Annotated in this window: 8 protein-coding genes; 6 read left to right on the top strand and 2 right to left on the bottom strand. The window is 69.9% G+C overall.

Features of this window, described 5'->3' with window-relative positions; translation table 11 throughout:
* Positions 1-200: 200 nt before the first annotated feature.
* Positions 201-3,191 carry a carbohydrate binding domain-containing protein gene (locus ACH4F2_RS20320; RefSeq protein WP_398134090.1) on the top strand — a complete coding sequence of 997 codons (2,991 nt, stop codon included), beginning with the start codon at positions 201-203 and terminating at the stop codon, positions 3,189-3,191.
* Positions 3,192-3,337: 146 nt separating this feature from the next.
* On the opposite strand, the gene ACH4F2_RS20325 is transcribed toward ACH4F2_RS20320, so the two are convergent.
* Both ACH4F2_RS20325 and ACH4F2_RS20330 read right to left on the bottom strand, forming a co-directional pair.
* Positions 3,338-4,435, bottom strand: a complete 1,098-nt coding sequence (locus tag ACH4F2_RS20325; RefSeq protein ID WP_398134091.1) for a tetratricopeptide repeat protein — start codon at positions 4,433-4,435, stop codon at positions 3,338-3,340.
* 46 nt (positions 4,436-4,481) lie between these two features.
* On the bottom strand, positions 4,482-7,334 hold the full coding sequence (locus ACH4F2_RS20330; RefSeq protein WP_398134092.1) for a CHAT domain-containing protein: 2,853 nt from the start codon (positions 7,332-7,334) through the stop codon (positions 4,482-4,484).
* A 48-nt stretch (positions 7,335-7,382) separates the two neighbouring features.
* Here ACH4F2_RS20330 and ACH4F2_RS20335 point away from each other — a divergent pair, with 48 nt between their 5' ends.
* From ACH4F2_RS20335 to ACH4F2_RS20355, 5 genes are all read left to right on the top strand, one after another.
* Positions 7,383-7,751, top strand: coding sequence for a hypothetical protein (locus ACH4F2_RS20335; RefSeq protein WP_398134093.1), 369 nt, complete (start codon positions 7,383-7,385; stop codon positions 7,749-7,751).
* On the top strand, positions 7,748-8,638 hold the full coding sequence (locus ACH4F2_RS20340) for a hypothetical protein (protein WP_398134094.1): 891 nt from the start codon (positions 7,748-7,750) through the stop codon (positions 8,636-8,638). Before ACH4F2_RS20335 ends, ACH4F2_RS20340 begins: the two co-directional genes overlap by 4 nt.
* Positions 8,635-9,162, top strand: a complete 528-nt coding sequence (locus ACH4F2_RS20345) for a hypothetical protein (RefSeq protein ID WP_398134095.1) — start codon at positions 8,635-8,637, stop codon at positions 9,160-9,162. Before ACH4F2_RS20340 ends, ACH4F2_RS20345 begins: the two co-directional genes overlap by 4 nt.
* Before the next feature lie 283 nt (positions 9,163-9,445).
* Positions 9,446-10,405 (top strand): endonuclease/exonuclease/phosphatase family protein, encoded by a 960-nt coding sequence (locus tag ACH4F2_RS20350; protein WP_398134107.1) that lies wholly within the window; start codon positions 9,446-9,448, stop codon positions 10,403-10,405.
* A gap of 88 nt (positions 10,406-10,493) precedes the next feature.
* Positions 10,494-10,768 (top strand): LacI family DNA-binding transcriptional regulator (locus ACH4F2_RS20355; RefSeq protein ID WP_356626410.1); only part of this gene is annotated, 275 nt, incomplete at its 3' end.

Consider the following 10,768-nt stretch of genomic DNA (forward strand, 5'->3'; position numbering starts at 1 on the left):
GGCTCGTCAGCTACCGGAACGACCAGGCACGTTGCGCGACAGCGGTGCGGGAAGTTGAAGCGCGACCCCTTTACGCCACTGTCATGCACGGGTAACTTCCCGCTTCCGTAAGAGCTTTCTGCAATTTTCCGTTCACTCTTTCAGCGCCGGGGCGCTCGCGCCGGCCTCGGCCACGCCGCCCGCCATCTCTGGAGAGACGCATGGAACGCACCCCCACACGGCTGCTCAGACGGCCGTTGGCCGCCGCACTGGCCGCCGGCGGCCTCCTTGGGCTGGTGTCCGTCGCACCGGCCGACCCGTCACCGAGGACCGTCCCCACCGCCGCCGCCGACAACACCGCGACCGTCTTCTACTACACGAAGACGAAGAACTGGGCCGTCCACAACCTGCACTACGCGCCCGACGGCGGCTCCTGGACCTCGGTTCCCGGCGTGCCGATGGAGACCGCCTGCACCGACTGGGTGAAGAAGACCGTCAGCCTGGGCGCCGCGGAGGGTCTGCGGGCCACCTTCAACAACGGCTCGGGCACCTGGGACAACAACGCCGGCAAGAACTACGACCTCGGCACCGGCAGCATCACGGTCAAGGACGGTGTGATCGCCCACTCCGACCCCTGCGCCGGAGGCGAAGAGCCGGACCCGACGCCGGGCGACGGCAACAAGGCCACCGTCTACTACTCCACGCGGACCCTCGGCTGGACGACCGCCAACATCCACTACCGGCCCGCGGGAGGCTCCTGGACCACCGTGCCGGGACTCGGCATGCAGGCGGCCTGTGCCGGCTGGTGGAGGAAGGACATCGGCCTCGGCACGGCCACCTCGATGAAGGCCGCGTTCAACAACGGCAACGGTGTGTGGGACAACAACAAGGGCGCCGACTACACCCTGCCCGCCGGCGTCAGCACCGTCACGGACAACACCGTCACCGAGGCCGCCGACGACCCGTGCGCCGAGCAGGTGCCCGACACGACGGCCCCGACGGTGCCGTCCAAGGTCACCGCTCGCGCCGACGGCGTGTCCGTCGTCCTGGCCTGGGAGTCGTCCACCGACGACACAGGAGTCGCCGGATACCAGGTCACCCGCACCGGCGGTACGAAGGGCGACGTCGTGGCCGACGTCGGTTCCACCGTCTTCTCCGACACCGGCCTGGAGGAGAAGACCACCTACAGCTACACCGTCAAGGCCGTCGACGCCGCCGGCAACGTCTCCGCGGCCTCGGCCGCCGCCACGGCGACCACCGGGACGAAGCCTCCCTCACCCGCGGCCGGCAGGCCGCTGGGCACCGACCCTCGCAAGGACCCGATCTACTTCGTCCTCACCGCCCGTTTCAACGACGGCGACGCCTCCAACAACCGCGGAGGCAGCCAGCACGAGAAGTCCGGCAACGCTGCGAACGACGACCCCATGTTCCGGGGCGACTTCAAGGGCCTGGTCAACAAGCTCGACTACATCAAGGGGCTCGGCTTCTCGGCCGTGTGGATCACTCCGGTGGTCCTCAACCGCTCGGACTACGACTACCACGGCTACCACGGCTGGGACTTCTACAAGGTCGACCCGCGCCTGGAGTCCGCAGGCGCCTCCTACCAGGACCTCATCAACGCGGCACACGCCAAGGGCATGAAGATCTACCAGGACGTCGTCTACAACCACTCCTCCCGCTGGGGCGCCAAAGGTCTGTTCACACCGACCGTCTACGGCGCGCGCGACTCCCAGTGGAGCTGGTACTACGACGAGAAGCAGCCCGGCTTCGAGTACGACGGCCTCACCGTCGAACCGAAGAGCGGCAAGTCGTACTACAACGGTGACCTCTGGTCCACGGCCGAGCCGACCGGCAACACCTGCGTCAACTGGGGCAAGCCCACCGGCGCCAAGAGCCCCGAGGGCTACACCATCCACAACTGCCAGTGGCCGAGCCCGACCTCCGGCATGTTCCCCAAGGCGCTCTACCACAACTGCTGGATCGGCAACTGGGAGGGCGAGGACTCCCGTTCCTGCTGGCTGCACGACGACCTCGCCGACTTCAACTCCGAGAACGCGCAGGTGCAGAACTACCTGATCGGCGCCTACAACAAGTACATCGACATGGGTGTCGACGGCTTCCGCGTCGACACCGCCGTCCACATCCCGCGCACCACGTGGAACCGCCGTTTCCTGCCCGCCATCCAGGAGCGCGTCACCCAGCGGCACGGCGCCGAGGCCGCGAAGAACTTCTTCGTCTTCGGCGAGGTCGCCGCCTTCGTCAACGACAAGTGGAACCGGGGCTCGGTCAACCACTCCGCCCAGTTCTTCACCTGGAAGGAGCGCGAGGAGTACAGCGCCGACGACGAGAAGGCGGCCCTGGAGATGTACGGCCACGAGCAGCAGCGGGGCACGTCGGACCAGCCCACCTCCACCAACGCCTTCCTCGAAGGCAACACCTACCACGCCCCCGACCACAGCCGGTTCTCCGGCATGAACGTCATCGACATGCGCATGCACATGAACTTCGGTGACGCGCGCAACGCCTTCCACAACGGCAAGGACTCCGACGACAGCTACAACGACGCCACGTACAACGTCGTCTACGTCGACAGCCACGACTACGGCCCCAACAAGAGCAGCGAGCGTTACTCGGGCGGCACCGACGCCTGGGCGGAGAACATGTCCCTGATGTGGACGTTCCGCGGTATCCCCACCCTCTACTACGGCTCGGAGATCGAGTTCCAGAAGGGCAGGAAGATCGACTGCGGTCCCACCTGCCCCCTCGCAACGACGGGTCGCGCCTACTACGGCGGCCACGTCGCCGGCGACGTGAGGACCTCCGGCTTCTCCGAGGTCGACTCGGCCACCGGCGCCGTCGCGGCGACGCTGGAACAGCCACTGGTCAAGCACGTGCAGCGGCTGAACCAGATCCGCCGGGCGATCCCCGCCCTGCAGATGGGCCAGTACTCCACGGACGGCATCACCGGCGACATGGCCTTCAAACGGCGCTACACCGCGGGCGGCACGGACAGCTTCGCCCTCGTCACCGTCTCGGGCGGAGCCACCTACACCGGCATCCCCAACGGCACCTACACCGACGCCGTCACCGGCGACACCCAGGCCGTCACCGACGGCAGGCTCACCGTGGCCGCGCCCGGCAAGGGCAATCTGCGGGTGTACGTCCTGAACGGCCCAGGCAGGGTCGGAGCGGACGGCCCCTACCTGAAGTAGTCCGCGAAAGCCTCCGACCACGGGGCCGACAGCGCTCGCTGCCGGCCCGGTGCGGCGCGCGGTACGGCCGCCGTACGGCTCGTACGGCTCGTACGGCTTCGCGCGGCGGGTGAACGGGTCGGCACTCGTGCGCGGTGAGGGCGCGGTCAGCCATCCAACTGCGCCAAGATGTCCGTGAGTTCGCGAACGCGCGGGTGATCCGGTCCGTGCGTGCTCCGATAGCCGTCGATCGCGTCGCGCAGCAGGGGGACCGCCTCCTGCGTGCGGCCCTGGTTGGCCTTCGTCGCCGCCAGGTCGACCTGCACGCCGAGGGTCGTGGAGTGCCGTGGCCCGAAGACCCGTCGGCATCCCTCGAGCGCTTCGGTGAGCCGTTCCTCGGCCTCGGTGACACGGCCGAGCGCGTTGAGCACGGTCGCGTAGTTGCGCCTGGCCCTCCAGGTGCTCTCGTGGTCGTGGCCCTGCCGCCTCGAACGGGCGTCGACCAAGTGACCGTACATCTCCAATGCCTCGGCGTGCTTGCCCTGGTGGGTGAGTACGGCGGCGAGGTTGTGCTGCACCGTCATGCTCAGGTCGGTCGTGCCGTCGATGTCGGCCAGCATCTCCCGGTACATGCCTTCCGCCTCGGCGAGCCGGGCGGGGGAGCCGCGCAACGTTCCCGCCAGGGTGTTCCTGCTGCTCAAGGTGTCCGGGTGGGCGGCGCCGAGCGTGCGGGTACGGCGGAAGACCGTGTCCCGCACCAGCCCTTCCGCCTCCTCCCTGCGACCGAGGTCGATCAGGGTTCTCGCCAGGTTCGACGCGATCTGCAACGTCTGCGCGTCGTCCTGGCCGCGCAGTCGCTCCCAGCCCGACAGGGCCTCGCGCAACCACTCCTCGGCGCGTCCGGGATTGCCGCCGTCCTGCAGAAGTCTGGTCATGTCGTTCAACGTCAGCAGCTTGTTCTCCTGGTCGTCCGCGCGGGCGGCGGCCAGCCACTCCAGCAGTGCGATGGCCTCGTCCTGTCTACCGGGTTGCTTGCCCAGCGTGACCGCGTACACGTGCAGGGCGTGCAGTGTCTCCGGGTGGTTCGGGCCGAGTTCCTCGCGTTTGCGCTCGAAGTCGAGCCCGTGGGCGTACTCCGCCGTCACCGACAGTCTGATCTCGATCGAGGGCAGCTCACCTCGCCGCTCGGTCACGTCGATCTCGGCGCTGCCGAAGTCCCCGATGTAATGGTCGGTGGTCTTCGGCTTCTTCCTCCAGAACGGCATGTCTCTCCCTGTCTCGGTCGCGTCCCGGCCGCGGGTACGTCGCCGGTCACCGACCGGAATGGAGGTACGCGGCCCACAGTGTCGGGGTCTTGTCGAAACGCTCGCGGCAGCGGTGTACCGCGTGGTGCAGCGCCGTCGCGACGTCCTCGCCCGCCGAGACGCACTCGTGCAGGTCCACGGCGACCATCCGGGCGACGAGGTCGTTGACCTGCCACAGCGTGCCGACGACCAGCGGGTAGCCGGCGAGCTGGAACGCCGACACCAGGTGCAGGCTCTCGTCCGGGACCCGGTGGGCGCCGAGCGACGTCTCGCACGCCGACAGCACCGCGAGCCGGACACCGGACAGGTCGAGCGCGGACACGTCCAGCACCGAGAGCGGTCCGTCGTGCAGCAGCAGATGACCGGCCGACGGGTCATCCGGATCGCTCGCCGCGTGACAGGCGAAGTGCGCCGACGTGTGGGACGTCAGTGCGGCGCGGACCGAGTCGGCCGTCGCCTGAGCGCCGTCCAGCCGCGTGGCCCGGGTCAGTGCCGCGATCCTGCTCGCCTCCCGCCCCGCACCGCGCAGTGGCCGCGCTCCCTTCGCGTCTTCCACCGCCACGACCACCAGGTCGTCGTCCGCTCGCGTGTGCCGTGCCCTGGCATGCCGCAACGCCCGCAACGTCGGCGTGTACGACGAAACCACCCGGTCGAGGACAGACGTGTCGTCCGGGAAGCGGCCGGCCGCGTGGATCGGGAGCAGCGCCAGCCGCCCCACCGGCGACCACCAGACCCGCGGCCAGGCATCCGTCGGCGGGGTGGTGTACCCGAGTCGCTTCAGCACGGGTTCGGTGACGAAGTCCCACAGCCACCCGAGTACTCCCGCGGCGGTGGCCTGGGCATCGGTCTCGCCCGCACCCGGTCGGGCCGACTCGGCCAACGCGGTGCCGAAGGCGGCTGCCTGGCCCGCTACGGAGTGCGGCGTCACTCCCGGCAACTCGACCACGGTGACCCCGGACGGGCGGATGATCAACGCGTCACTGCGGTACCTGCTCACGTTGATCAGCACCACGGGCCCGTCCGCGGCGGATTCCAGCAGCTCATCGAGGTCCGGTGGGGCGAGGAAGCCCGCGAACCCCGGCAGCGCCCGTGCTTCCTCGAGGAGATGCCGCAACCGGACGTCCAGGTCGTGCCGTTCGTCCGCCGCGGCACCCATGAGATGCCCGGCCGGGGGCAACCGGTCGAACGTGGCGCCCAGTCGTTCCGCCAGCTCGGGCGCCACCGCGTGCAGGCGGGACAGATCGCTGCGGCTCTGCAGCACCTGTCCGCCGAGCACGCCGCGGCCGAGTTCGAGCAAACGCACCGCCGTCTCCGGATCGTTCGCCTGCACAGCGCTCGCGGCCGCGTCGGCGGCGAGGCCGTCGAGTTCCGCCAGTAACCGCTGCTGGTCCACGCGGGCAAGACGCCGTGGCGTCACGAGCGGCAGCAGGCCGACCGCGAACGCGTAGGCGTCCCGGGCCCGGCCCCACCGTCCCGCCTCGGCCTCGGTGTGTGCCCATGCGCGTGCGGCCTTGGCCCGCGCCATGGGCTGCAGCGCTTCGGTCTCCGCCGCCTCGCGGAAGGCGCGGCCGGCGGAGGCCAGAATTCCGGGGTCCCGGGCGAGTTCGTACTGGGCGTACAGGACGCCGCCGTGGTTGAGCTGGGTCTCGCCGCGTTCCGTCGTGTCGGGAGCACTCGCCCGGGCAGCGCTGCCCAGCGCCGTGACGGACCGGCGCAACGCCTCCGGGCTGCCCCTGAATTCGTACTCGGAGAACCAGACCCGGCCCAGATTGCCCAGCGCCACCGCGTGGGTCCGTTCGCCGTACGGCACCGTCTCGACGACCTCGGTGTACGCGGCGATCGCCTGACCCAGGTCACGTTCCAGTCCTGTGTGCAGGAACCGTTCGTTGTGCAGCAGCCCGAGCAGCAGAGGGATCATGCCCAGCCCGCCGCCCCCGCCACGCGTGGACCGGCCCATCTCCACGGCCTGGTCGAGCACGTCGATCTCGCCGGTCTGTGCGACGAGGTCCTGCACGGCGATCAGGTAGTTCTCGCAGCGGTTCTCCCACACATGCTCGTCCGGCGGGGTGGCGTCGAGCACCTCGCGCAGCAGGGCCACGCCCTCCCGTAACGCGGCGACGTCCCCGGTCTTCCTGCCGCGGTCCCGCAACGCGGCGGCGAGGTCGACCTTGTAGTACAGCAGTGCGGGCGAGGCGGTCGGCGTGCGCGCCATCGCGTCCCTCAAGTGCCGGACGGCGGTCTCCCGCACGGACTCGTCGCCGGTGTGTTCCGCGGATCGCTGCAGTACGTCGCCCAACTGGTTGAGCCGCAGCGCGTAGTGCGGGTCGTCCACGGGCGTCGCGAGGACGCTCTCCTCCAGCACGCGGGCCGCGTCGACGAGAACGGAGGGGTCGTGGGTCAGCTCGTAGCGGATGTACAGGGCCTTGCCCAGTACGTACTGGGCGGCCGGTACACGCGGGAGCCGTGACGCCGACTCGACCGCCTCCGTCACGTACGCGGGGTCGCGGGTGTGCTCGGCCAGCAGGATCAGCGTCTCTCCCCGCACCATCGCCGCCACCAGCCGGTCCTCCCCGTCCAGCAGCGGGATCGACGCTTCGCACCCGGCCAGGGACTCGTGCAACGCGGACAGGTCGCCGAAGTGCAGGAAGTGGTCGTGCAGCAATGAGCTCAGACCAACCTGCAAGGGGTGCCTGATCGGGTGATCCGGCACGTACCCGATGGCGGTTCTCAACTGCGCGATCCCGTCCAGCAGGTCGGCTGGATCACCCAGAAGCCGGTAGCGGTCGCGCAACCCCATGGCCAGGTCGTTCATCGCGTTCACCGAACCCTGCGCCGCCTGGCGCCTGTTCCTTTCGATCATACTGTCGAAGGATGTCGGGTTCGTCACTCCGCAAGTATCCTCACTGGGATGACCGCTGACCAACTGGCCGTGTTGTGTCGACGTCTGGCCGACGATACCGACGCGGTACGGACCTCGCCAGAGGTCGGGGCACTCGCCGAGTCCATCCTCGGCCGGGTGCGCGACGGCACGGCGCTCGAGGAACTCGCGGACGACTTCGACGAGTTGGAGACACTGCTGCTGAGGGCAGGGCACGCGGCGGGGCTGAGTCCGGTCCGTTCGTACGAACGGTTTCCCGGCGCGGGCGACGGGCACCGCGTGCTCGAGGTGCTCGCGTGCCCCGCCGGTGTCTGCGCGCGGATCGAGGCGCCGGGCGCGGAGCCCGTGCTCTGCGTGGCGCTCCGTCAGTCGATGAGGGTCACGAGGCTGCGGTCGTGACCAAGTTCCTCGAGGCACTGGGCGGGAAACTGGCTGAGCGCTGGATCGCCCTGATGCTGGGGCCCAGTGTGCTGTTGATGAGTGCGGCCGCCGTCGGCGTGACGCTCGGGCACCGGCGTTGGAACGACATCGGCCTGCTGCTCACCCGGCTCAACGAGTTGTCGGCCGAGCCCGCGTTGGGCAACACCGGAACGCTCGTCCTCCTCCTGGCCGGCCTGCTGGCCGCTTCGGCGGGTCTGGGACTGGCCGCCACCGGGCTGGGCGTGACCGTGGAACGGCTGTGGCTCGCGACCCGGCCCCGTTGGCTCGCCGACCGGCGCCGACAGCGCTGGGACGACGCGCACGCGGCGTTCAACCACGCCTTGCTGGAGGCCGCCAGGGCCGAGGGCACTTCCGGAGCGGCGGCGGCCGCGGCACGGGCCCGTGAACTCAACGCCCGGCGCAACCGGATCGGTCTCACGTCGCCGGACCACCCGTTCTGGCTCGGTGACCGTATCGCCGCCGTCGACACACGCGTCTGGAGGGCCTACCGGCTCGACATCAGCTCTGCGTGGCCTCGTATCTGGCTCATTCTGGCCGAGGACGTCCGCGCCGAGATCGTCGCGTCCCGCGCGAGGCTCGCCGCCGCGGCCAGGCTGATGGCGTGGGCCGTCGGATATCTCGCGGTGGGCGCCGTGTGGTGGCCGTCCGCGGTTGCCGGTGCCGTCGCGGCCGCCACCGCGTGGCGCCGGGCGCGGATCGCGGGCGTGGCGTTCGCGGAACTCTCCGAGTCGGCCGTCGACCTGCAGGGCCGACAGCTCGCGGAAAGCCTCGGCATCGCCTGCGAAGGGACGCTCACCGAGGACGTGGGTGCTGAGATCACGACAGCGCTGAGGAAGCAGACATGAGCTTGTTCCGTCGTACATCCGAGTCCACGCTGGTCGACGAGGCGGTCCTGGTGATCGACCAGCACGCGCTGCCCTACCGGTCACCGGACTGGTACGGCCACGCGAACTACCACGTCCGGGTCTTCCGACCCGGGAGCGCACGAAAGCCGATCGTCATCATGGGCGACCTGGCCAACGACCCCATCGCCTCGATCAGCAACAAGTGCCCGGAGGTCACGGCCATCGTGGCGGACCTGGTGCTCGGCCGGCCCGGGGTTCACCCCAGCCGGCTGGAGGACCACGCTCGCTGGGTCACCTACTTTCCCGCCACCACGTTCGGCGAGTCGTTCACCGAAGTACACAGTTTCGACGTGGTGCCCGGTTACGAGCCGCAACTCGTCACCAACAGGCACAGACACCTGCGTCGCGAGGAAGCCGAGGAGCTGGCCGGCGGGTCCCTCCGCACGTGGCGCCAACGCCACTACACCGTCGCGAAGCTCCAGCGCCGTGGCGTCCGCGTGATGCGGGTGCACCCGGCCGGTTAGGGGCCGACCCGTGGCCACGGCGCTGGTCCCCACCGGTCCGCCCGGACCTTTGCTGCGTCACTCGCGCCACCGCGTCCGCCAGTACACCGGTGTGGCCGCCGGTCGGCCCACCGGCCGCAGCTACTGAGGACGACGCGCGGACGGTGTCGGCTCCCTCGGCCACCTTGTCCGCGACGGAGCTCGCGCGCTCCGGGTGCCAGGCACAGGCCGGGAAGCCGACGATCACGGGCAGCGCCTCGTCGATGGGTGGGGTAGTACGGTGTCGCCGGTGAAGTTCACCCGTCTGTACCGCTCTCCTCGGGACGGCTCCCCGTCCTCGTCCTGGTCCCGGGGGCGGGCGGTCGCGGTGCTCGCCGTGCTGACGGCGGTCCTGCTGGTGTTCCACGGGGCTGTTCCGGGCGGGGTGGGCGGGCTGGGCAGTCTGCTGGAGTCGTTCCTGCCGTGGCTCGGCGTGGTGGTCGTGGTGCTGCTCGTCCTGGCGCTGCTGCGCCGTTCTGCCCTCGCGCTGGTGGCCCTGCTCCTGCCGGTGGCGGCCTGGGCGTACCTCTTCGGCGGTCTGCTCCTGCCCGCGCCGGAGCCCGGAGCCGACGACCTGGTCGTGGTGCAGCACAACGTCAGCGACGAGAACAGCGACCCCGCGGGCACGGCACGTGCCCTGGCCGATGCCGGGCCCGACCTCATCGCGCTCCAGGAGCTGGTACCCCCGGCGCTCGGTGTGTACGAGAAGGCACTCGCGCCGGACTACCCGTACCGGGCGGTCCGGGGCACCGTGGGACTCTGGTCGAAGCATCCGCTCAGCGATGCCCGGCCCCTCGACATCAAACCCCGGGGAATCACGGAGGAGTGGAACCGCGGACTACGGACCTCGGTGCGTACGCGGCACGGTGTGATCGCCGTGTACGTCGCACACCTGCCCTCCGTCCGCCTGGGGGCGGGCGGCTTCGCGTCGTCCTGGCGTGACGAGAGCGCCGGCCTGCTGGGCGACGCCGTCGCGGCCGAGGAAGTGAGCAGGGTGATCCTGCTGGGCGATCTCAACGGCACGGTCGACGACCGCGCGCTGGATCCGCTGACCGAACGGCTGAACGTGGCCGAGCGGGGCGTCGCCCTCAGCTTCCCCGCCGCCTTCCCGCTGGCCCGGATCGACCAGGTCATGGCCCGCGACGCGAGCGTCGGCCACATCCGTACCCTGCCCGCCACCGGAAGCGACCATCTTCCAGTGGCCGCCCGGATCAGGATGGACTGAAGGAGACATACGCTGCACAGCCTGACGCAACCACCTCAATAAGGTCGGGCAGCAAGCCGCTTGCGGGGCTTGCGTTAGCCTTTCGTGTGTGACGCGACGACTTGCTCAGGTGGCGAAGAAGGTTGGGGTCAGCGAGGCCACGGTCAGCCGGGTACTCAATGGCAAGCCCGGTGTTTCCGAGGCGACCCGGCAGTCCGTGCTGAGCGCGTTGGACGTGCTGGGCTACGAGCGGCCGACGCAGCTGCGGGGTGAGCGCGCACGGCTGGTGGGGCTGGTGCTGCCCGAGCTGCAGAACCCGATCTTCCCCGCGTTCGCCGAGGTCATCGGCGGCGCGCTGGCCCAGCAAGGGCTGACGCCGGTGCT

This window comes from Streptomyces sp. NPDC017890, from assembly GCF_044328675.1.
In the GTDB taxonomy this organism is placed as follows: domain Bacteria; phylum Actinomycetota; class Actinomycetes; order Streptomycetales; family Streptomycetaceae; genus Streptomyces.

What these genes read in the sequence shown, in the direction of transcription:
- ACH4F2_RS20320 (WP_398134090.1), top strand. Translation starts at nt 201, where the DNA reads ATGGAACGCACCCCCACACGGCTGCTCAGACGGCCGTTGGCCGCCGCA.
- ACH4F2_RS20325 (WP_398134091.1), bottom strand. Translation starts at nt 4,435, where the DNA reads ATGCCGTTCTGGAGGAAGAAGCCGAAGACCACCGACCATTACATCGGG.
- ACH4F2_RS20330 (WP_398134092.1), bottom strand. Translation starts at nt 7,334, where the DNA reads ATGATCGAAAGGAACAGGCGCCAGGCGGCGCAGGGTTCGGTGAACGCG.
- ACH4F2_RS20335 (WP_398134093.1), top strand. Translation starts at nt 7,383, where the DNA reads ATGACCGCTGACCAACTGGCCGTGTTGTGTCGACGTCTGGCCGACGAT.
- ACH4F2_RS20345 (WP_398134095.1), top strand. Translation starts at nt 8,635, where the DNA reads ATGAGCTTGTTCCGTCGTACATCCGAGTCCACGCTGGTCGACGAGGCG.